The sequence below is a fragment of the Pseudomonas sp. NPDC098740 genome, assembly GCF_044760065.1.
Lineage (GTDB): Bacteria > Pseudomonadota > Gammaproteobacteria > Pseudomonadales > Pseudomonadaceae > Aquipseudomonas > Aquipseudomonas rossensis.
In genome coordinates this window covers 135,775-157,357 of the sequence record NZ_JBIWAM010000015.1, presented here as the reverse complement: position 1 = coordinate 157,357, position 21,583 = coordinate 135,775, and the positions used below count along the sequence as shown (strand labels likewise).

Genomic DNA, 21,583 nt, shown 5'->3' with positions numbered 1-21,583 from the left:
ATTGTTCACCCTGTGGTGTTCATCTCTCACCGACCAGGAGAATTGCCCATGACTATCCGTTTTGCTGTTTTCACCGCCCCGCTGTTGCTCGCCGTCGCGTTCTCCAGCTCGCTTGCGTTGGCTAACGGCGACGACGAAGAAGAGCCTGCCAAACCCAATTGCCCCAAAGGCCAGGTCTGGGACAGCAAGCAGCAGAAATGCCTCAAGCAAACCAGCAGCCTGGTACCGGACGCCGATCGCACCGATTATGCCTATCGCCTGGCCAAGGACGGTCGTTATAAGGAAGCGCTGGCCCTGCTCGACACCCTCAAACAGCCAAACACCGCCAAGGCCTTGAACTATCGCGGCTACGCCACGCGTAAACTGGGGCGCACCGACGAAGGCATCGGTTATTACCTGCAATCGGTCAAACTTGACCCACACTACGCGCAAGTTCGCGAATACCTCGGCGAAGCGTATGTGATCAAAGGTCGGCGGGACCTCGCTCAGGAGCAGTTGCAGCAGATCAAAACCATCTGCGGCAGCAACACCTGCGAGGAATACCAGGACCTGGCCGAAGCCATCAACGATTCATCGAAAACCTGACACACCGAGCAGACGGAGGTCGCCATCGCCAGCGATCAGGCAATACGGGCAGAACTGGGCCAGCACCTGGCGCGTTTATGGCGCTACGGCCTGCTGTTGTCCCGGCAACGGCATGTCGCCGAAGACCTGGTGCAGGCGACCTGCGTGCGGGCACTCGAGCGAGCCGGGCAGTTTGTCCCGGGCACCCGCATGGACCGCTGGTTGCTGAGTATTCTGCATTCGATCTGGCTCAACGAAGTTCGCTCCCGAAGAGTGCGTCATGGACAGGGGCTGGTGGATGCCGACAACGCTTTGTCGTTCGACGGTGAATACGCGGCGCAAACCCATGTCCTCGCGGCTCAGGTGATCAGGCGTGTGGATGCCCTGCCCGAAACCCAGCGGGAAACAGTGTTTCTCGCCTATGTCGAAGGTTTGTCCTACCGCGAAGTGGCCGACGTGCTGGACGTGCCCATCGGCACCGTCATGAGTCGCCTGGCCGCTGCACGCGCGAAACTGGCCGAGTACCCGCCATTGCACACCGTGCCGAACCCTTCCACTGGAGAACGTCGATGAATGATCACGCACGCCCGACGATACCCTCGGATGAGCAACTGGTGGCCTACCTCGACGACCAGCTCGACAGCGAACAACGCACTCGCATCGACGCGGCCATTGCCGAGGACCCGACGCTCAACCTGCGCCTGCAATGGCTGGCCCGCAGCAGCCTGCCGTTCAAGGAGGCCTACGATGAGTTGGGTCGACAGGCGCCCGTGGACCGCTTGCAATCGATGCTCGACACCCTGCCTTCACCTGAACGCCCGACCATGAATCGACGCTGGTTTCTCGCAGCCGCCGCCGGGTTGGTGCTGAGTGGCGTGGTGGCGGATCGGTTGTTCCTCGGTTGGCAGTTGAGTCAGCAAACTACCAACTGGCGCGGGCTAGTGGCCGAGTACATGTCGCTTTACGTACCGCAAACCCTGGACCACTTGCCCACTGACGAAGCCGCTCAGCGAGCACAACTGCGGACCATCGATGCGCGTCTGGGCCTGAATCTTGTGCCGGCGCAACTGGCCTTGCCACGCTCCGAGTTCAAGCGCGCGCAAATCCTCGAGTACGACGGCGTCGCCATTGCCCAAATCACCTACCTGGACCCGGCGCACGGCCCCATGGCGCTGTGCGTCACCCGCTCCAACAGCGGCAGCCGGCATTTCACCCGCGAGCGCCGGCATGGGATGAACATTGTCTATTGGGCTGACATGCAACATGCCTGGATGTTGATCGGGCATAACCCGGTGGCGGAACTGGAGGACATGGCGAAATTGTTGAGAGGCCGGCTTAGCGCGTGATCCGTTTTGTCACTATGCTGGGTGTCTCATTTCCAAGGAGGAACCTACCCATGCCGATTGCTTCACGCACAGCCTTGCTGGTCATCGACGTACAGAACGACTTCATCCCCGGCGGCCATCTACCGGTGCCGGAGGGCGACCGGATCGTCCCATTGATCAATCGCCTCGGCGCCCGATTCACCCAAGTCATCATCGCCCAGGACTGGCACCCGGCCGGACATGCGTCCTTCGCCTCCAGCCACCCGGACCGAAAGCCTTACGATGTAATTGAACTGCCGTACGGCGAACAGACGCTCTGGCCGGACCATTGCGTGCGGGCCACGCCCGGTGCCGAGTTGCACAAGGATCTGCACTTGCCCCACGCCCAATTGATCATCCGCAAGGGCTGCAACCCGGACATCGACAGTTACTCGGCGTTTCTGGAGGCGGACCGAACGACCACCACAGGCTTGGCCGGGTACTTGAAGGAACGCGGTGTCGACACGGTCTATCTGGTTGGGCTGGCACTCGATTTCTGCGTGATGTTTTCCGCACTGGATGCGCGGGCGGCAGGGTTTAACGCGTTTGTGGTGATGGATGCGTGTCGGGCGATTGATCTGGAAGGCTCGCTGGCCGCGGCAATCGATCGGATGCAGGGAGCTGAGGTTGGGTTGATTCAATCAACCGAAGTGCCAGGCTAACCCCCTGTAGCAGCTGTCGAGCAGCGCGAGGCTGCGTTCGGCTCGGTCCGCGCTCGGGCGAAGCAGCCGTAAAATCAAGCACTCCGTTCTTTCAGGAAAACCGCATCCGCCGGGTTGGCGAGGACTTCGCCCTCGAACGCAGCCTCGCAAGCTCGGCAGCTGCTGGTATCTACGAGAGAATGCAGACGCTAACTGACCGGTAAATAAATCCGTCCCGTTATTTGCTAGTTCCGATACAGTCAACGACTCAAAACAAATGAAAAGTTATCTAACACAAACCAGTCGTCACTTGAGCTTTGGATCTCTATTCGAACAATGCCTGGCTCAGAAAAAACAATTTCACTGGGACCTGGCCCGGTCCTAAGCAAAGATCGCTGCCCTAATAGGCCGTTTACCCCATAGAAATATGCATTCGTGGCGTAATTAATCGCCGCATACCAGAACGAGACTTCAAGGCATGGATACTTCAGGGTCAAAGCAATGAGTTGTCGCCCTACATTTTCATAACTTAAATGCAAAGTTTGACGTTCTAATTTCCCCGGGAAGGACACACCCGGAATACGTGCAATCCCCGCCCGCCCGCTCCCTGATAAAAACCCAATCTTCATAGTTGAGGTTTCAATCACTTGACCTGAAGTTATAATTTGCGTCAATTGATCATCAAAGTTTTCAGTGAGAATCGTAGGTGAAACTCGTACATTCAATTCACGCATCGGAAACAGAACCGACCTTACCTCATCAGTTTTCTGACCTAGCAAACCACTCAAACTCACCTTAAACGTGCTGTCATTTTTCAATCCCTGCAGTTTCCCCCGCGGCACCGGTACACTCAGCCCCGAGTTCATCTCCGCCGCCGTCACTTTATGTGCTTCCAACAGTGGAATCACATACTCAACACCCCCGCTATCTATCCCTACACACTTCAGTTCAACTTCTTGCCCTTCCCGAATCCCCAACCACGGCAACACCCTCACCTCGGCATCACCTTCAAACTTACTCAAATCCAACACCTTGTCATCCGGCGCCTGAGGCACCTTCGGCGTTGGCAGTCTCGAATCCCCATCGGCAATTTTCTGAACCGTCAGCAATGTCGGTTTCGAGCGGGTCTTGATGCCGTTTCGCGTCAGTTCCCACGGCAAGCGGATCACCGTGCCGTGTCGGGCAACCAGGTCTTCAATCGTCAGCGTGTTATTGACCCGTTTATTAGCATTGAACGCCTTGGCGGTAAATGTCGGCAGGCCATCCGCCGTCACGGGGCGGGCAAAGAGTTGGCATTGGTCGCCCGTCTGCGCTTGGGCAAATTCGACGCGCGCGATTTGGCCAGCCAAACTGGCGAGCGGATCAACCACCAGTCCCGGTACACCCACAACCGTCACCAGCGGCAGATCGATCAGCGCCTCGCCAATCACATCGACCCGAGTCGTGAAGGACCGGCCTACCTCTTTGCCCGCGCGCAGCAGCTTATATTTGAACGTGGCTGAACCACCCACCGCTGCCACGAAGTGAGCGTGGGGCACCGACAGTTTGTAAATGAATGGTGCACTGACGACCGTTTCTTTCAGGATCAGCACCTCCGTCGAGCCCGTCGCGGACGTGAACGTGCAGGTCAGTTCGATAACGTCTTGGCGCTGCCAGGACCGCTGCGCATGCACTTGGGCAATCGCCGGCCTTCCTCCAAGCTTGCCCAAATCGATACTGTCCGGATCGTCCGAGGCATCGTTCGGGTCTTCGCTCACCAGCGGTGGTTCCAGCCAGATGCCGTTCAGGCTGACGAACAGTTCGAGGGCCGCCGACCAGAGTGCGTCCAGGTCAACGCTGTTGCCAATCCAGTCCCATACGGTATAGGTCAGAACGCATTTCGCGGTGTCACCGACCTCTTTGAACACCGCTTCCTCGATCCGCACCTGAACGGGGTCGCCAGATCTAGCCTCATCCTCGGTGACTACGTGGTCGATCGTTTCGCCCCCGCACCTCACGCGAATCTTGTCGAACGCTCTCGTCAAAGGATAAGACGCGGTACAAATCACCCCTTGCCGGGCCTGTTCAGGGTCTACCCCGTCGTCCAGCACGTTGGGCGGCAACACATTGATCGCCAGTTCCGAGTGCCACTCGTGGTTACCTTCAAGGTCCTTGAGTCCTGGACGTAGCTTGTGGAACCACGCCCGCAACGTCGTCGAGGAGTCGATATTCTCCGAGCCGCGCCGGACGGTGTAGTGGAGGGTATTGAGTCCGTCGAGCAGCGCTTTTACGGGCAGGTATAGGCTAAACAGCTTGTCCGTCGTGGACTTGACGATAGCCACATCCACCACAACGCCATTGAGGTAAAGATCGATGCTGTCTTCGGCCAATTGTTCCAGATAAGCGTCGACCAGTACTTTTACCCCTTGTCCGGGATAGAGATAGGTCAGCGCCAGTGGAATCCCGCCGTGAGCGTTGATTGCGCCAGGCACAACATCTTTCCAGCCTGGAATTCGTGGCGCGTATAGCGTCAGTACGGACATGTCGGTCATGGAAGCGCTCCCTGTCATTGGCAGCGTTCCGGGGATGGAAAAGGTGGAAGGCTGTGGAGGCTATGGAACATCCATGGCGCCTGTCTGGCTACTGTCAAATGTGACAGGTCAGGCCGAAAACAGCCCGACAATCACTACCGTCCGTCGATTCGGGTGTTCTCGATTCAAGCCGTAGCTGGCAACCACAAACGGAACCGTGCCCCACCCAGCGGCGACGCTTCAACGGTGAGCGTGCCGCCCTGTGCTTCCAACGCCCGACGACTGATGGCCAACCCCAGACCAAACCCGCCAGTGGCCCGATCCCGACTGCGATCCAGCCGATAGAACGGTTCGAAAATCCGCTCACGCTCCTCATCCGGAATACCGATCCCGTCATCGTCCACCCAGATTTCAGCCCCCTTGGCACACACCCGCACACCAATCTGAATGCGTTTTTCGCAGTAGCGCATCGCATTGCGCAGCAGGTTCTGAATAGCGCGGGCAGTCAGCCTTGGGTCGAGGGCGAAGCGTTCAAGTTGTCCGTGCAGGAGCACATCGATAACGATGTCCGGGGATTCCAGTTCTTCGTCGACGCTGCCAAGGATGCTGTCGATAAACTCATCCAGCGACACCTCGACCCGCTCCGGCAGCCGCGCCGGGTTTTGCAGGCGGCTGTAGGACAGCAGTTCCAGCACCAGCTCATCGAGTTCGCGAATGTGCGCAACCAGACCTTGCAGACGCTCGCGGCTGGCGGCTGGCAAATCGTCGGACAGTGCCAGCGCCAGGCCGAAATCCAGTCGTGTCAGGGGCGTGCGCAATTCGTGAGAGACGGCATTGAGCAGGTCGCGCTGCTGGTTAAGCAGGTTCTCGATGTCGCCGGCCATGGTGTCGAAGACATTGGCCAGGCTGCCGATGTTGGAGCTTTGGGGAATCTGTGTGCGCTCGCTCAGGTGGCCCTTGCCGAAACGTTCAGCCGTACCTTTGAGGCGTTCCAGGTCGCGCCAGTGCGGGCGCAGCCACAGCAACAGGCAGGCGAGCATGGTCGCGCCGATCAGCACGTTGATGCTCCAGTACAACAGGCTGACGTCCATCGGGTCCGGCGGCACGACCATCTTCACCACCGTCCGCTCGTTCAGCGGCGACACCGCCAGGGTGCGCCAGCCCCAGTCGCCAATGCGCACGACGTTCTCGCCACGCTGCAAACGCTTGCGCTCATCGGGGGTGAAATCAGCATCGTCGTTACCGGTGAGCACGATGTGCAGCGGCTGGAATTCCTTGTCCATCTCCGCGGCCAATGCCGACCACTGCTCCGGGGGCACGGCGTGAAACTGTTTGACGATGAGGGTTTGCAGCCCGCGCGAATAATCGAGGTTGTAGGTGACAAAGCGCTCCTGGAAGACCTTGATCACCACGTCAGGTACCAGATAGATCGCCGCGCTGTACGAAACGATGGTCACCAGGTACAGGCGAAACAGGATTCTGAACATCGACTCAGCATTCCCACTCGGAACGGCTGAACAGATAACCCTTGCCCCACACGGTCTTGATCTTGCGCGCCTCGCCAGCGTGGTCGTCGAACTTGCGCCGCAGCTTGGAAATCGCCACGTCCACCGAGCGGTCGGTGCCGTTGAACTCGATGCCGCGCAGGCGTTGCAGAATCTGGTCGCGACTGAGCACTTCGCCGGCATGCCGGGCCAGCACCACCAGCAGGTTGTATTCACCGCTGGACAGTTCGACCAATTGCTCGCGCCAGGTCACGGTGCGCTCGGACAGGTCGATGCACAGATTACCCATCAGAATGCGGTCGTTGGCCGTCTGCGGTTCGGTGAGGCTGCTGCGCCGCAGCAACGTCCGCACTCGGGCCAGCAACACGCGCGGTTCGCAGGGTTTGGTGACGTAGTCGTCGGCGCCCATTTCCAGGCCCAGCACCTGATCGTGACTGTCGTCGCGGGCGGTGAGCATCAGGATCGGCAACGTGGCCGAATCGGCGCGCAGCAAGCGGCATACTTGCAGGCCATCGAGCCCCGGCAGCATCAGGTCGAGGATCACCAGGTCCGGCGGATTGACCCGCGCACGTTCGCGCACATGGTCACCACGGCTGATCACGCTGACGCTATAGCCGTTGCGTTCCAGGTAACTGGCAATCAATTCGGAGAGCGCGGTGTCGTCTTCGACCAGGAGGATGTTGGGCATGGGGTGTTCCAGAAAGTGCTGTGGCGATGCTTAGGGCCTCTTCGCGAGCAAGCTCGCTCCCACAGGGGAATGCATTTCAAATGTGGGAGCGAGCTTGCTCGCGATAGCGGCATAACAGTCGCAGAAAAAATCAAGTCGCCAAGGATATACGCCCTCGCCCATGCCTGAGTAAAACCCTTACACAATTTCACACAGCGCCTACAAAGCTTCACCGCTACCCTCGTCGCCTCCCCGTAGGATGCGGGGGGTCATTATTGGGGTATTACATGTCAAAGAATCTGCTTGCCAGGCTCAGCCTGATTGCACTGGCGGTGACGCTGAGCGCTTGTGACAAGGCCTCGACGGCCGAAGAACAGGCGCCTCTGGCCACGGTTCGCATCGAAACCATCCAAGCCAGCCCCCTGTCGATCACCAGTGAACTGAGCGGGCGGATTGCCGCGCCACGCATTGCCGAAGTCCGCGCCCGGGTTGCCGGGGTGGTGTTGCAACGGGCGTTCCGTGAAGGCAGTGATGTGAAAAAAGGCGAAGTGTTGTTCCGTATCGACCCGGCGCCGTTCAAGGCAGACCTGGACAGCGCTGAAGCGGCGCTGCGCAAGGCTGAAGCCAATGCGTTCCAGGCGCGCCTGCAAGAGCAGCGTTACGCGCAGTTGATCGAAGGCAATGCCATCAGCGGCCAGGATTATGACAACGCCCGGGCCAGTGCCCGGCAAACGGCTGCCGACGTCGCTGCGAACAAAGCCGCCGTGGAACGGGCGAAACTCAACCTGGGTTACGCCACGGTCACGGCGCCGATCTCCGGGCGCATCGGCCGCGCGTTGGTGACCGAAGGCGCACTGGTCGGGCAGAACGAAACCACACCGCTGGCATTGATTCAGCAACTGAACCCGATCCACGCCGACCTTACCCAATCGACCCGCGAACTCAACGACCTGCGCCGGGCGTTCCGTTCCGGCCAGTTGCAGCAGGTCGGTCAGGACCAGGCCAAAGCCACGCTGATCCAGGACGACGGCAGTCTCTATCCGTTGCCCGGCAAGTTGCTGTTCGCCGACATCACCGTCGACCCCGGCACCGGCCAGATCATTCTGCGCAGCGAATTCCCCAACCCCGACCTCGACTTGCTGCCGGGCAGCTTCGTGCGCGTGCGTCTGGAGCAAGCGGTCAATCACCAAGGCATCAGCGTGCCGCAACGGGCCATTCAGCGTGACAGTGCCGGCATCGCCCAAGTGCTGTTGCTCGACGCCGAACAGCGGGTCGGCCAGCAACCGGTCGAACTGGGCGCCGTGCAGAACGATCGCTGGATCGTCACCGGCGGCCTCAAGCCCGGTGATCGCATCGTCACCGAAGGCCTGCAGCACGCTCGTCCCGGCGAACAGGTGCAGATCGACGACACCCCTCTTCCACTTGCCCAGGCTTCTGGTCAGTAAGCAGGACGCTTCTTTATGCCGCAGTTCTTTATCGATCGCCCGGTGTTCGCCTGGGTGGTTGCCCTGTTCATCCTGTTGGCCGGCGCCCTGGCCATTCCACAGTTGCCGGTGGCGCAATACCCCAACGTAGCGCCGCCGAAAGTCGAAATCTACGCCGTGTACCCCGGTGCTTCGGCGCAAACCGTGGACGAAAGCGTGGTCAGCCTGATCGAGGAAGAACTCAACGGCGCTGACCATCTGCTGTATTTCGAATCCCAGAGCAGCCTCGGCAGCGCCACCATCACCGCGACGTTCCAGCCGGGCACCGATCCGGAAATGGCTCAGGTCGATGTGCAAAACCGCTTGAAAGTGGTCGAGTCGCGTCTGCCTCAAGCGGTGACACAGCAGGGTTTGCAGGTGGAGAAAGTCTCCGCCGGCTTCCTGCTGCTGATCACCCTCACCTCCAGCGACGGCAAGCTCGACGACGTGGCGCTCAGCGATTACCTGGCGCGCAACGTGATGAACGAGATCAAGCGTCTGGACGGCGTCGGCAAGGCGCAGCTGTACGGTGCCGAACGGGCCATGCGGATCTGGATCGACCCGCAAAAGCTGATCGGTTTCAACCTGACCCCGGCCGACGTCAATGCCGCCATCGTCGCGCAGAACGCGCAAGTGTCGGCGGGCAGCATCGGCGACTTGCCGACCCGCACCACTCAGGAAATCACCGCGACCATTCTGGTCAAAGGCCAGTTGTCGACACCGGAAGAATTCGCCGACATCGTCCTGAAAGCCAATCCCGACGGCTCAACTGTGCGCATCAAAGACGTGGCGCGCGTCGAGATCGGCAGTCAGGAATACCAGTTCTCCACCCGCCTCAACGGCAAACCGTCGACCGCCGTCAGCGTGCAGTTGGCACCGGGCGCCAACGCCTTGAGTACCGCGACCCTGGTGCGGGCGAAGATGGACGAACTGGCGCGCTACTTCCCGGCTGGCGTGGAATACAAGATCCCGTATGACACCTCGCCCTTCGTCAAAGTCTCGATCACCAAGGTGGTTTACACCCTCGGCGAGGCGATGTTGCTGGTGTTTGCGGTGATGTTCCTGTTCCTGCAAAACATCCGCTACACGCTGATTCCGACCCTGGTGGTGCCGGTGGCGCTGATGGGCACCTTTGCGACCATGTTGGCCCTCGGCTTCTCGATCAACGTGCTGACCATGTTCGGCATGGTACTGGCGATCGGCATCCTGGTGGATGACGCGATTGTGGTGGTGGAAAACGTCGAGCGGATCATGGCCACCGAAGGCCTGTCGCCCAAAGAGGCAACGCGCAAGGCGATGAAGCAGATCACCGGGGCGATCATCGGTATCACGCTGGTGCTGGTCGCGGTGTTCATTCCGATGGCGTTCATGCAGGGGTCGGTCGGGGTGATTTACCGGCAATTCTCGCTGTCCATGGCGACTTCGATTCTGTTCTCGGCGTTCCTCGCCCTGACCTTGACCCCGGCGTTGTGCGCGACGCTGCTCAAGCCGATTGCCAAGGGCGAACATCACGAGAGGCGCGGGTTCTTCGGCTGGTTCAACCGGCGTTTCGAGCAACTGACCGAGCGTTATCAGGGCTGGGTCGCCTATGCGCTGAAACGCACGGGACGTTACTTGCTGATCTACGGCGTGCTGCTGATCGGATTGGGCGTGTGCTTCAGTCGACTGCCCTCCTCGTTCCTGCCGGTGGAGGATCAGGGTTACACCATCACCGACATTCAACTGCCGCCGGGTGCGAGCAAGAACCGCACGGTGCAGGTGGTCGAGCAGATCGAAGCCCACAACGCTAACGAGCCGGGCGTTGGCGACAGCACGGTGATTCTCGGTTTCAGCTTCTCCGGTAGCGGGCAGAACGCCGCGTTGGCGTTTACCACGCTCAAAGACTGGTCTGATCGGGGCAGCGATGACTCGGCCAGTTCCATTGCTGATCGCGCCAACATCGCGTTGAGCCAGATCAAGGAAGCCGTAGCTTTTGCGGTACTGCCGCCGCCGGTTGACGGTCTTGGCACCTCCAGCGGTTTCGAGTTCCGCCTGCAGGACCGTGGCGGTCTTGGCCATGCCACGCTGATGCAGGCACGCAGTGAATTGCTCGCTGCCGCCGAAAAAAGCCCGATCCTGATGAACGTGCGCGAAAGCGCGCTGGCCGAAGCGCCGCAGGTGCAACTGGTAGTCGACCGCAAACAGGCGAACGCGTTGGGCGTTTCCTTTGCCGACATTGGCAATGTGCTGTCCACCGCCGTCGGTTCGGCCTACATCAACGACTTCCCCAATCAGGGGCGGATGCAGCGGGTGGTGGTTCAGGCCGAAGGCGATCAGCGCAGTCAGGTCGCCGATCTGCTGAAGATTCACGTGCGCAACAGCGTCGGGAAAATGGTGCCGTTGTCGGCCTTCGTCCAGGCCAAGTGGACCCAGGGGCCGGCGCAATTGACTCGCTACAACGGCTACCCGGCGATCAGCATTTCCGGCGAACCGTCGCCCGGTCACAGCACCGGCGAAGCCATGGCCGAAATCGAACGGCTGGTGGCGCAAGGGCCGGCGGGATTGGGCCAGGAATGGACCGGGTTGTCGTTGCAAGAACGCTTGTCCGGCAGTCAGGCTCCGATCCTGCTCGGGCTGTCGCTATTGATCGTGTTTCTGTGTCTGGCCGCGTTGTATGAGAGCTGGTCGATTCCGACCTCGGTGCTGCTGGTGGTGCCGCTTGGCGTGCTCGGCGCGGTACTGGCCGTGACTTTTCGCGGGATGCCCAACGACGTGTTCTTCAAGGTTGGATTGATCACCATCATCGGGCTGTCGGCGAAGAACGCGATCCTGATCATCGAATTCGCCAAGAGCCTGTACGACGAAGGCCATGACCTGATCGACGCCACCCTGCAAGCCGCGCGCCTGCGACTGCGGCCGATCGTGATGACGTCGATGGCGTTCATCCTCGGCGTGGTGCCGCTGGCGATTGCCACCGGTGCCAGTTCGGCCAGTCAGCAGGCCATCGGTACGGGGGTGATTGGCGGGATGATCACGGCGACGCTGGCGGTGGTGTTTGTGCCGGTGTTTTTTGTGGTGGTGATGAAATTGGTCCGCAAGCGGCATAACGACCTCTAACCCACACCACCTACCCTGTGGGAGCGAGCTTGCTCGCGATGAGGCCATAACAGTCGATACCCATGTTGGCTGTTATGCCGCTATCGCGAGCAAGCTCGCTCCCACAGGGATCCTCATTGGTTTCACCAGTGGTCACAACGAACTGCGCTGGGCTAAGGTGTTTGCAAAGCCCTGACGCATCGAGTTCACATGCCCTTCCTCGCCCGCACCCACCCTCGCCTCTCCTCCGCCGCCGCGCTTGGCATTGCCGTGGGCATTCTGACGCCGGCCGACTCGATCATCAGCAAAATCCTCTTCGGCTGGAACGCCGGGGTCTGGACTTACCTGGTCCTGATGCTCTGGCTCACCGCGCGCGCCAAAGCGCCGGACGTGAAGCGCATTGCCGAGGTCGAAGACGAAAACGCCGGGCTGGTGCTGTTTGTTGTATGCATCGCCGCGGTGGCGAGCCTGGCGACCATCGCCTTTGAACTGGCCGGCAGCAGGGACCTGGAAACGACCCGCAAACTGTTGCACTACGGCTTTACTGCATTGACCGTGATCGGTTCATGGCTGCTGATCGGGGTGATTTTCAGCGTGCACTACGCCCGTCTGTTCTACACCTGGGACGGTAAGGACTTGGCGCTGCGCTTTGCAGAAGGGCTGGAAACCCCCAATTACTGGGACTTTCTGTATTTCTCGTTCACCATCAGTGCGGCGGTACAGACGTCCGATGTCGGCGTGGCAACTCGGGATTTGCGCAAGATTGTCCTGGCGCAGTCGCTGATCGGCTTTCTGTTCAACACGGCCATTCTCGGGTTCTCGATCAACATCGCGGCGGGACTGTTCAACTGATCCCTGCACAAACGTTCTAGTCATCGCCCTCGGCGCAGGCGTTAAATAAGTCGGCTAACCGTCTCACAGGTGCAGCATGACGACTCACAACTGGATCGACCTGGCCCAGGACGCCGACACCGGCATCGAGACCCTGCGCGCGCATTTCGAAGGACATGCCTACGACCCGCACTGGCATGACAGCTATCTGGTGGGCGTCACCGAACAAGGGGTTCAGCAGTTTCACTGTCGGCGAGCAAAGCACCAAAGCACGCCGGGCAAGGTGTTTCTGCTCGAGCCGGGTGACATCCACGACGGTGAAGCGCCGACCGAAGACGGTTTCACCTACCGCATGCTGTACCTCGACACGCAGTGGCTGAAACGTGAACTCAGTGCAGTCTTCGAAAATGCCCCCGACAACAGTCAATTGAGTTTCGCCAACACCCTGGCCAGCGACTCGCGGCTCGCCCACGCCACCAGCCTGGCGTTTCAAACCCTGCATCACGGTGAGCTGAAAATCGTCCGCCAGACCGCCCTCGACGGTTTGCTCGAACGCCTGACCAGTCATCTGCACTGGCGCGCCCGGTATGGCGAGGATCCGCGCCTGCCGCTGGTGGCGCAGAAGGCACGGGAGTACCTGCACGCCAACGCTCAATACGACATCGGCCTCGACCAACTGGCTGTCGCAACAGGCGTTGACCGCTTCCGCCTGACCCGCGCCTTCAAGGCCGCTTATGGCATGGCACCCCACGCCTACCTCGTGCAATTGCGCCTGGCGACCGCCCGGCGAAAGCTGGCCCGTGGCGAGCAACCGGCGACGGTGGCGATGGAACTGGGGTTTGCCGATCAGAGTCATCTAGGGCGCTGGTTCGTCCGCGCTTATGGTTTGACGCCGGCGCTGTATCGCAAGCGCTGCTCAAATCTTCCAGACGCATGACCCGGACTTTGTGAGGATCGGCTCCTGAGATCATTCAAGGAGTCCGATGCCATGTTGTCCACCTTTCCGACGCTGTTGCCATTTTTGCTGTTCGCTTTCGTCGCCTCCATCACGCCGGGGCCGACCAATATTCTGGTGCTGAGTAATAGCGCGAGGTACGGTTTCAAAGCCGCATTGCCGATCATTTTTGGCGCCTGCGCCAGTGCGGCATTGATTGTGTTGTTAGTAGGCAGCGGTGTTGGTCAGTCACTTGCCGGACTACCACGGGTGCAATCGCTGATGAAATGGAGCGGAATCGCCTGGCTTAGCTATTTAGCCTGGCAAATATTCCATACACCGGTCACGACCTTCGATGTTGATGAAGGACACAAGCAAAGGTTTGGATTATGGGCGGCCGCTGGCTTACAACTGGTCAATCCCAAGACCTGGATGATGGCCTTTGCCGTGGTCGGTGTATTTGCCGGATCCGGCGATAATCGACAGTTGCAAATTGTCTGCCTGTCGCTGGCATTTTTCCTGGTCTCGCTGCCGTGTCTGGGTGTTTGGGCATTGTTGGGAAAGGGAGCAACCAGATGGCTTGGCTCGGCAAAAGCCATCCAGCGGTTTAATCAGGCAATGGCACTGCTGCTACTGGGTTCTGCCTGGCTCACGTTGACTTGACGCACTGCGTCAGCACAACAGGTATAAAAATGCCCCGAAACATTCGGGGCATTTTTGTGTTGAATGGCCGCAAGCCACTCCCTCTATTAGAAGAAGTAACTCAGCCTCAAGCTACCGCTCCAATCCTGACTGACCGTTGTACCTTTGCTGCCACCCACTTGGCCGGAAACCTGCCAGTTGCGTTGCGCCGGTGTCCACTTCAAGCCGGCGCCATATTCGATAGAGCTGCTGGCGCGATCATCATCGAAGCTGTCGTCGTTGATCTTGACCTCGTTGGTTTTCACAAACTCATGATTGACCGCTGTGGACAGGCTCGGCTCTAACAGGCTGCCGTTGTCGAGGGTGATGACACGTCCACCACGAACACCCACCTTGCCTTGAAAGGAACGCATGGTATCGGCTTTGACTTCGAGACCATTGTCGAGCTTGTAGCTCTCACTTTGGATGACCCCCGTCGAGACCTGTACTTGAGGCTCGACAAAATAATCATCCTTGAGACGGATATGCTTGCCTACGGCCACCGATCCACTGGCGCCCAAGGCCTTGTAATCACCCTTGGCCCGAGTGCCATCACTCATGGTGACCTTGGCCTTGTTATCGAACTGGTTGATCTTGGCCATGACATTGACGAATACACCGCTTTCAACATCGAACGTGCTGCCGTAAACACCGGCATTCAGGCTGTCGACGGTGGCGCTGGAGTCGTATTTGAGGTCCATTTTGGTATGGCTTGTTCCGACGAATCCGCCCAACACCCAAGACCTGCCACCAAGATCCACTGTTGTGTCGGCACCACCAGTAATGCCGGTCTGATTCTGGGTGTAGCCATCACCATAGGCGTTACCCACGTTGTACTGGTTGCCATAAGTGCGAACCCAGACACTGTTGCTGAGGTTTTTCACCGAGCTGTCGTTCATCGAGCGCATCGATGCTTCCGGTCGGACGCTCAGGCTTCGGTCTCCCAATTGGTCGCTGAGCATGGCCCCTTCAGCATTCAGCACACTGCGCGCACTCCCGGCCAGGGCCAACGCAGTATTACTTGAAGTACTGACGGTTTCCTTGTCCGGGTTCAGGTACAAACCCTGACCTTCCTTGGCCAATCGGTACACAAACGTACCTGCGTCCACGGTTTCACGACCGCCCAGCGAGAAGCTCGCGTCGCCAGCGGCGATATTACCGACCTTCACCGCTTCGGCCGTGACAGGTGTCGTACCGGTAGCGGTGATCTGCAGTTGATGTTGCCCGCTCGCGTTGCCGGTGACGTTCAGGAAATCGGTGTCACCGTTGCCCAGATCGCTGCCCATCACAAACGTACCCTTACCGGAAAGATCACCCACGTTCAGTTGCTGGAACTGCTCGTTGGTACCCATGCGAACCACGCCGTCATTCAGGGCAAGTCGTTGCACGTTACTGTCGCCGGTCATCACCCACTGCGCTGCGTTGTTGATATTGAGGTTGCCGGAATTGTTGATCTGGCCGGTCAGTACCGAACTGTTGTCCAGCAGCACGCTGCCATTGGTATCCGTACTGACGTCCCCGGTCATGCTGCTCGCATTGTTCAGCGACAGGCTGGCGACATTTTCGACATTGCCGTTGATCGCAGAGCGGTTGTTCAGGTCGACCGTAGCACCCGTGCCTGCAACTGCCAGCACATTGCCGTTCAATACGCTGCCGGTGTCGAGAGTTACCCGCGAGCTGCCGGTGTCCATGTTTACGTCCCCGGTCATGCTGCTCGCATTATTCAGCGACAGGCTGGCGACATTTTCGACATTGCCGTTGATCGCAGAGCCGTTGTTCAGGTTGACCGTGGCACCCGTGCCTGCAACTGCCAGCACATTGCCGTTCAATACGCTGCGGGAGTCGAGATTTACCCACGAACTGCCGGTATCCGTGTTTACGTCCCCGGTCATGCTGCTCGCATTGTTCAGCGACAGGCTGGCGACATTTTCAACATTGCCGTTGATCGTAGAGCCGTTGTTCAGGTTGACCGTGGCACCCGTGCCTGCAACTGCCAGCACATTGCCGTTCAGTACGCTGCGGGAATCGAGATTTACCCGCGTAACGTTTTGAAGATTGCCTTCGATAGACGCTGCGTTTTGCATCGACAGCGCGACGGTACTGCCGGTGTCGACAATCACATTACCCTTCAAGGCACTGGCGTCGACGGTAAGATTGGCAGTAGAACGATTTGTCGCTTGCAACAACGTACCGTTGCCGCCAATCAGTTCAGTGCTGCCGAGAACATTGATGTTGGCGACTGCGCCGGCGGCCCCGGACGAACCCAGAACGATTGCCGAACCCGTTCCGCCCGTCACGCGGGTATTGTTGAGTGTTACCGTGCTGGCGTTGACACCAGTATTGTCGGTAATGATTTGCAAGCCATCTTGCACGCCGGAAATGGTGCTGCCCGTCGAGGAAAGCGTTGCCCCGCCTAACTGAACGCCATAGCTGGTTGCTCCTGTGCCGCGGACTGTGGAGTTTTCAAGTTTCAACACCGCAAAACCAACGGCATTGGCGCCGCCTGGAGCACCGGTGATTACACTTCCACCGGTGACCGTGGCGCTTGATGAGGCAGGGGTGTTGATGTTGCGTCCTAACAAAAGCCCAAAACTATTGGTGCTGGTGATCGTGCTGAAGTCGATAGTGGCAGAACTATCGATCAGCTGAATTGCCCCCCTTCCGGCAGCGCTGTCGACTGTAGCCCTCGAGAGATTCAAGGCCGAGGTATTGGCATCTATGCGAAGGCTCTGGCCACCATTGAAAACGACATTTGCACGTTGTGCGCTGATTGTAAGAGCCTGCCCCCCATCGATGGTAAGCGTTCCGCCATTGGAAACACCCCAGTTCTCAAGGGGAGATGCATTGTTGACTATGGCGCTGTTACCGGGTGGAAGTATTGCAGCGAAAGCATTGGAAGAAACTAAAACTACGGAACTGAGTAAACAAGCGGCTGCGCCACCGCGAACCGAACACGAAATACGAGACATTGTTTTTACCTGACAAAAGACGACACCGCAAAAATGACTTCTCCGACAGGATATAAAGATCTCCCCCCAGAAAGCGTCCGACAGAATAGTTACCGAGCCCCACCCTGAATGTAGGAATAATCCTGCATGCAAAGCGGAAAATCCGAGCGCTGTTGTGCGTTAATTCGCTAATGTCGCTGCGACACATAACGACATCTGCCAAGGGAGATCACTCTCCCCTGACAGATTCGACCCTTGCTTTTGTTACGGTGCAGGTGCAGGCAATCGGTCACAGTAATCGAAACTTGTATTAATGATGTCAAACGACTTGACCACCGGCTCCGAGGTCTGAACACCACCAATATCTGTTTCGTACCAATACTTGCCGAATGCTACTGCACCTTGTACCGGCTGATTCAGTTTAAACTTATCAGCTGTACCGACTTGCGCGATGTCGGGTGTACCTGGAGCCTTGATGGAATACACAACCGAATCTCGAGTGCCCGGCACTTCTGTAGCGCCAGTTAAATCTGTCACACCAGCAAAAAAGACGGTAACCGATTTACCTTGTGGCAAGTTCACTGGATCTTTGGGAATTGTAACGGCCAATTTCCAGTTAGTTGTCGCAGTATCCATTGCAAAACAGGCGATTTCGTCGCGGCTTCGAATACGAATCGTCGGCACTTGAAGCAAGACTTTCCTGGCATTTATCACCACATCCCGTTCACGAGACTTGATGATATTTTTGTCGCTACCCGCTCTTTTAACCGTGTAGTACGCCTTTACTGTTGCGGTTGGCAATGCTCCAAGAAACAATGCTTCAATGTCTGCCGAAAATTCGGTCTCGCCGCCAAAAGGCTTGAAATTACCGGCGAACTTACCGTCGATGTAGAAATCGATTTCCTCACCGTTCGCAACAGCCGGAAAATCAAACCAAACCGGTACTTTGACTTTGCCAGGCTTGTCTCGATCACCCGGCAGAATGGTGTTATCCGTATTGGACGCGCCAGTCACCGTTACCAGTGCCAGATCAGTGTTGGTCAGGTCAGGTAAATCAGGATTTGACGGACCGGCGTGCACAAAGTCCAGATCAATGAAAATACCCGGGCCATCCAGTATTTTCCCATCCCGAACATGCTCGTACCAAACTTTTACTTCTTTAGATTCAGTAGCACTGCCAAATAGCTTTGCAAGTTCGGTGTAATCAAGTGTGAAGCTTACATCTGCGGTACCGAGCGGAAGCGGACCGAACTCAACGAACACCGTCGGATCAGCAGCATCTTCGATGATCAGTTTGATGTCATCCGTTGCGATACCATGCAGTGGTTGTTTGACCACCGCAAGAACCGGAGGAACGCCGGCTACAAAGTCATCCAGATAAAGAGGAATGCTCTGGTTTGGATCGGTCTTGGATACTTGCGGGGGGAGCAAAACAGGGTCTTGTGCAAGCCGCAGATCAAAAATAGGTGCAGCGTCAGAACGCGAGCTCAGGTTGCCAGGTAAATCCTGCCATTCGTACAAGTGAGAAACCCGTGTCAGATTTGGCAGTTTGCGTAGCTCGGCGGTATCAACCTCAAACACGCCTGTTGAGGGAACCTCACCTTTGAAAACCTCAATGACGGTAGTTCCAGAACTCACAAAATACCGAAGTTCGTCATCAAGTCTCCGCAATGGGTAAGCGACGGGCACTGTGCAAAGCAGTTTCGGGTTAGCCGTCATCCATGTCTCATCCACAATACGTGCCGGCGCCGCAGGCAGGTTGGAAATGGTCACGGCTGGAGTGGGTTTGTTTTTTCGACGTGCGGGGGTTTTGACTTCGTACGGGGCTGTACGGTCGATGACAAACGTGATGATGTTCGAGTCATCCGATGTACCACCACCGCCTTTGAAAATTTCATACCTGACTTCGTATCGCGTAGGGGCAGCGGGTGTCAACTCCTCAGGGAACAGACTTGCATCAACTTCGAGTTCAACCGGGTATTGGCGTCCTGCCGCTGCTCCCAGCTTAAATGTCCCAGCTGGTGTATCCGAGCCGCCCACGACCTTGTAATAAACATCAATTTCGTCGTTATCTTGAGGATCCGCAAAATTATCCGCCTTGAAAACTATCTTCCCCGAATCCAGAACGCTTACTGGAATAGAGTCATCTGCCAGTTTGTCGACGGACGCATCCACCACAAGCGTTCCAGAGCGCGCTGACATCAACCGAAGTATGGGAGGCAACATTTCATATTTCATTTTTGAAACTCCTTGTATACCAAATGAACTTACGCTTAAGCCATACGGCCCATTTTCTCCAGGGGTTACCCTATCGATCTTTACTAATCCTTTCTTGGATTCAGCAATCAGGCGACTGCCTCTGAACAGGCGACAAACAACAACTGCCGAGTCATTATCGATCAATGGTCGCACGTATTTTTCGAATGGAATCGTCTGCGAATAGCCTCTTTCAACATCATTCGAATTTAATTGCTTTGACCAAACACCCTCAGTGCCTTGCACTGGATTGCCACTGCCATTGAGACTGGAATATCCCCTCCAGTGCACTTCATTGACATCATCAACAAGAGCAATATTTCTGCTGTGCGGAACAAAGACAATGACACCTTGAGTTAATGGCGGCACGGTATTGTTATTGAGATACCCCCATAGCGTTGCATGAGGAAACTCTGGCTCTTCCATCAACAGCAAAGGTGTGTGATCAATGGTCAGCTTACGAAGGGGAGAATCATCCGAATTACCACCGCCGCGTTTCCAGACCCGGTATTGGACAAATGCAATTCCATCCATAGACATTTGTTGTGGTGATAACGGCACTTCAATAACCGGGTCGTTTACCCTCGCGCGAAGCACATCATCGAAGATGATTGTGCTGAAGTCACCTTGCAGCCAAGTCACCACCAATTGATCGTTGATTCCGGGATCCGCCCAAAGCGGAACAATAATGAGCGTACCTTTTAATAGCAGCTCCAGAGGCAAATGTCCGTCCGGATCGTTTTTATCCACGCCATTGACAATCAGAGGATCCGCCAGAATACCAATAGAGCTGAGTCCTAATGATGGCGATTGTGAACTTGTCATGAATCAACTCCGTTCTGACTCGCGTGTAAATAAATCGAAGATTCGTAAGAACATTGCATGGAGAAATTAAGCGCTAGCACTAACGTTTCGCCAACTGTCATATATGACAGGTTTTGCTACCGTTCGTCGGATACACACCTGTTTTAACGTTTTCTATGGGGCTTCCTTCACTTGACGTAATACGGCAAGGTGGTGTTGTATGAAACCGGTTTCAGGAAATACCACCAATAACAAGAGTTCCTGCCGTGAACGACTTCTCCACCGCCCAGCGCAGCCGCGTGACCATGCTCGACGTCGCCGAACACGCCAAGGTCTCCAAGGCCAGCGTCTCGCGCTTCATCGGCGATGACCGCGCCCTGCTCTCCGATGCCACTGCCTTGCGCATCGAGCAGGCGATTGCCGAACTGGGCTATCGCCCGAACCAGATGGCTCGCGGTCTGAAGCGCGGCCGAACCCGCCTGATCGGTATGCTGGTCGCCGATATCCGTAACCCTTATTCGATTGCCGTGATGCACGGGGTGGAAACCGCCTGCCGTCAGCACGGTTACAGCCTGGTGGTGTGCAACACCGATCGCGATGACGAGCAGGAACGCCAGCACCTGGCCCTGCTGCGCTCCTACAACATTGAAGGGCTGATCGTGAACACCCTCGGCCATCACCGCGACGAATTGCGCGAACTGCATCGGGAAATGCCGCTGGTACTGGTGGATCGCAAGGTCGAGCAGCTGGAGAGTGATCTGGTCGGGCTGGACAATCCTGCCGCCGTTGAAATGGCCCTCGCCCATTTGCAAGAACGCGGCTATCGCGACGTGCTGCTGGTCACTGAACCCTATGACGGCACCAGTTCGCGGATCGAGCGGGTCAGCAGCTTCAAGGCGCAGATCGAACAACGCCCGACCCTGCGCGGCACCCTCCTCGAAACCGGTAGTGAACTGACCGCCAAACTGAAAACCTTCCTCGAAACGCCCGGCCCCGGCCCGAAAGCGCTGTTCTGCGCCAACGGAATCGCCGCGCTGGCCAGCACCCATTCGTTGCGTGAACTGAAGTGCAATCTGTTCGAGGACGTCGGCCTGATCGCCCTCGATGATCTGGATTGGTACCCGCTGGTGGGCAGCGGCATCACCGCCCTCGCCCAGCCAACGGCCGAAATTGGTGCCCGTGCGTTTGAGTGTTTGCTCAAGCGTTTGCGCGGTGATGTCGGGCCAGTGCGGACCCTGGATTTTTCGGCGCGGTTGATTGTGCGTGGGTCGACTCTTGGGAATTCTCGGTGATAGTTCTGGCCTCATCGCGGGCAAGCCCGCTCCCACAGGGGGCGGTGG

Annotated in this window: 15 protein-coding genes; 10 read left to right on the top strand and 5 right to left on the bottom strand. The window is 57.7% G+C overall.

All coding sequences use genetic code 11. The features are described 5' to 3' along the window. Positions 1-48 precede the first annotated feature (48 nt). The 4 genes from ACIQU2_RS19580 to pncA are packed head-to-tail and all read left to right on the top strand — an operon-like array spanning position 49 to position 2,590. Entirely contained in the window at positions 49-585 is a 537-nt protein-coding gene (locus ACIQU2_RS19580) for a hypothetical protein (protein WP_403143416.1), read from the top strand. Between the two features lie 54 nt (positions 586-639). Next, positions 640-1,137 carry a sigma-70 family RNA polymerase sigma factor gene (locus tag ACIQU2_RS19575; protein ID WP_403143435.1) on the top strand — a complete coding sequence of 166 codons (498 nt, stop codon included), beginning with the start codon at positions 640-642 and terminating at the stop codon, positions 1,135-1,137. After that, positions 1,134-1,910, top strand: a complete 777-nt coding sequence (locus tag ACIQU2_RS19570; RefSeq protein WP_403143415.1) for an anti-sigma factor family protein — start codon at positions 1,134-1,136, stop codon at positions 1,908-1,910. The genes ACIQU2_RS19575 and ACIQU2_RS19570 overlap by 4 nt, the downstream gene beginning before the upstream one ends. A gap of 50 nt (positions 1,911-1,960) precedes the next feature. After that, positions 1,961-2,590, top strand: coding sequence for a bifunctional nicotinamidase/pyrazinamidase (gene pncA / locus ACIQU2_RS19565; RefSeq protein WP_347805169.1), 630 nt, complete (start codon positions 1,961-1,963; stop codon positions 2,588-2,590). 239 nt (positions 2,591-2,829) lie between these two features. Here the strand turns inward: pncA and ACIQU2_RS19560 are convergent, their stop codons facing one another. The 3 genes from ACIQU2_RS19560 to ACIQU2_RS19550 all read right to left on the bottom strand — a co-directional run bounded on the left by ACIQU2_RS19560 (position 2,830) and on the right by ACIQU2_RS19550 (position 7,272). Further along, positions 2,830-5,100 (bottom strand): hypothetical protein, encoded by a 2,271-nt coding sequence (locus ACIQU2_RS19560; protein ID WP_403143413.1) that lies wholly within the window; start codon positions 5,098-5,100, stop codon positions 2,830-2,832. 164 nt (positions 5,101-5,264) lie between these two features. Continuing rightward, positions 5,265-6,566, bottom strand: coding sequence for an ATP-binding protein (locus tag ACIQU2_RS19555; protein WP_403143411.1), 1,302 nt, complete (start codon positions 6,564-6,566; stop codon positions 5,265-5,267). Between the two features lie 4 nt (positions 6,567-6,570). Next, entirely contained in the window at positions 6,571-7,272 is a 702-nt protein-coding gene (locus tag ACIQU2_RS19550; RefSeq protein ID WP_008155184.1) for a response regulator transcription factor, read from the bottom strand. 266 nt (positions 7,273-7,538) lie between these two features. On the opposite strand from ACIQU2_RS19550, the gene ACIQU2_RS19545 reads away from it, so the two are divergent. The 5 genes from ACIQU2_RS19545 (at position 7,539) to ACIQU2_RS19525 (ending at position 14,217) form a co-directional block, all read left to right on the top strand. Continuing rightward, positions 7,539-8,696 (top strand): efflux RND transporter periplasmic adaptor subunit, encoded by a 1,158-nt coding sequence (locus tag ACIQU2_RS19545; protein WP_347805171.1) that lies wholly within the window; start codon positions 7,539-7,541, stop codon positions 8,694-8,696. A gap of 15 nt (positions 8,697-8,711) precedes the next feature. After that, positions 8,712-11,810 (top strand): multidrug efflux RND transporter permease subunit, encoded by a 3,099-nt coding sequence (locus ACIQU2_RS19540; RefSeq protein ID WP_403143409.1) that lies wholly within the window; start codon positions 8,712-8,714, stop codon positions 11,808-11,810. Positions 11,811-11,999: 189 nt separating this feature from the next. Then, complete coding sequence (locus ACIQU2_RS19535; RefSeq protein WP_403143408.1) at positions 12,000-12,641, top strand: DUF1345 domain-containing protein; 642 nt, start codon at positions 12,000-12,002, stop codon at positions 12,639-12,641. A 76-nt stretch (positions 12,642-12,717) separates the two neighbouring features. After that, a complete protein-coding gene (locus ACIQU2_RS19530; RefSeq protein ID WP_403143407.1) occupies positions 12,718-13,557 on the top strand; it encodes an AraC family ligand binding domain-containing protein in 840 nt (279 codons plus the stop codon). 51 nt (positions 13,558-13,608) lie between these two features. Beyond that, positions 13,609-14,217 carry a LysE family translocator gene (locus ACIQU2_RS19525; protein ID WP_347806384.1) on the top strand — a complete coding sequence of 203 codons (609 nt, stop codon included), beginning with the start codon at positions 13,609-13,611 and terminating at the stop codon, positions 14,215-14,217. Positions 14,218-14,303: 86 nt separating this feature from the next. Here ACIQU2_RS19525 and ACIQU2_RS19520 read toward each other — a convergent pair whose 3' ends face one another. Beyond that, positions 14,304-17,204, bottom strand: a complete 2,901-nt coding sequence (locus ACIQU2_RS19520; protein WP_403143405.1) for an autotransporter outer membrane beta-barrel domain-containing protein — start codon at positions 17,202-17,204, stop codon at positions 14,304-14,306. Positions 17,205-17,447: 243 nt separating this feature from the next. Beyond that, complete coding sequence (locus tag ACIQU2_RS19515) at positions 17,448-20,264, bottom strand: hypothetical protein (RefSeq protein WP_403143403.1); 2,817 nt, start codon at positions 20,262-20,264, stop codon at positions 17,448-17,450. Between the two features lie 245 nt (positions 20,265-20,509). Here ACIQU2_RS19515 and ACIQU2_RS19510 point away from each other — a divergent pair, with 245 nt between their 5' ends. Further along, complete coding sequence (locus ACIQU2_RS19510; RefSeq protein WP_403143402.1) at positions 20,510-21,535, top strand: LacI family DNA-binding transcriptional regulator; 1,026 nt, start codon at positions 20,510-20,512, stop codon at positions 21,533-21,535. Positions 21,536-21,583 lie beyond the last annotated feature (48 nt).

Coding starts and splice junctions, on each gene's coding strand:
- ACIQU2_RS19580 (WP_403143416.1), top strand. CDS start 49: ATGACTATCCGTTTTGCTGTTTTCACCGCCCCGCTGTTGCTCGCCGTC.
- ACIQU2_RS19570 (WP_403143415.1), top strand. CDS start 1,134: ATGAATGATCACGCACGCCCGACGATACCCTCGGATGAGCAACTGGTG.
- pncA (WP_347805169.1), top strand. CDS start 1,961: ATGCCGATTGCTTCACGCACAGCCTTGCTGGTCATCGACGTACAGAAC.
- ACIQU2_RS19560 (WP_403143413.1), bottom strand. CDS start 5,100: ATGACCGACATGTCCGTACTGACGCTATACGCGCCACGAATTCCAGGC.
- ACIQU2_RS19555 (WP_403143411.1), bottom strand. CDS start 6,566: ATGTTCAGAATCCTGTTTCGCCTGTACCTGGTGACCATCGTTTCGTAC.
- ACIQU2_RS19550 (WP_008155184.1), bottom strand. CDS start 7,272: ATGCCCAACATCCTCCTGGTCGAAGACGACACCGCGCTCTCCGAATTG.
- ACIQU2_RS19545 (WP_347805171.1), top strand. CDS start 7,539: ATGTCAAAGAATCTGCTTGCCAGGCTCAGCCTGATTGCACTGGCGGTG.
- ACIQU2_RS19540 (WP_403143409.1), top strand. CDS start 8,712: ATGCCGCAGTTCTTTATCGATCGCCCGGTGTTCGCCTGGGTGGTTGCC.
- ACIQU2_RS19535 (WP_403143408.1), top strand. CDS start 12,000: ATGCCCTTCCTCGCCCGCACCCACCCTCGCCTCTCCTCCGCCGCCGCG.
- ACIQU2_RS19530 (WP_403143407.1), top strand. CDS start 12,718: ATGACGACTCACAACTGGATCGACCTGGCCCAGGACGCCGACACCGGC.
- ACIQU2_RS19525 (WP_347806384.1), top strand. CDS start 13,609: ATGTTGTCCACCTTTCCGACGCTGTTGCCATTTTTGCTGTTCGCTTTC.
- ACIQU2_RS19520 (WP_403143405.1), bottom strand. CDS start 17,204: ATGTCTCGTATTTCGTGTTCGGTTCGCGGTGGCGCAGCCGCTTGTTTA.
- ACIQU2_RS19515 (WP_403143403.1), bottom strand. CDS start 20,264: ATGACAAGTTCACAATCGCCATCATTAGGACTCAGCTCTATTGGTATT.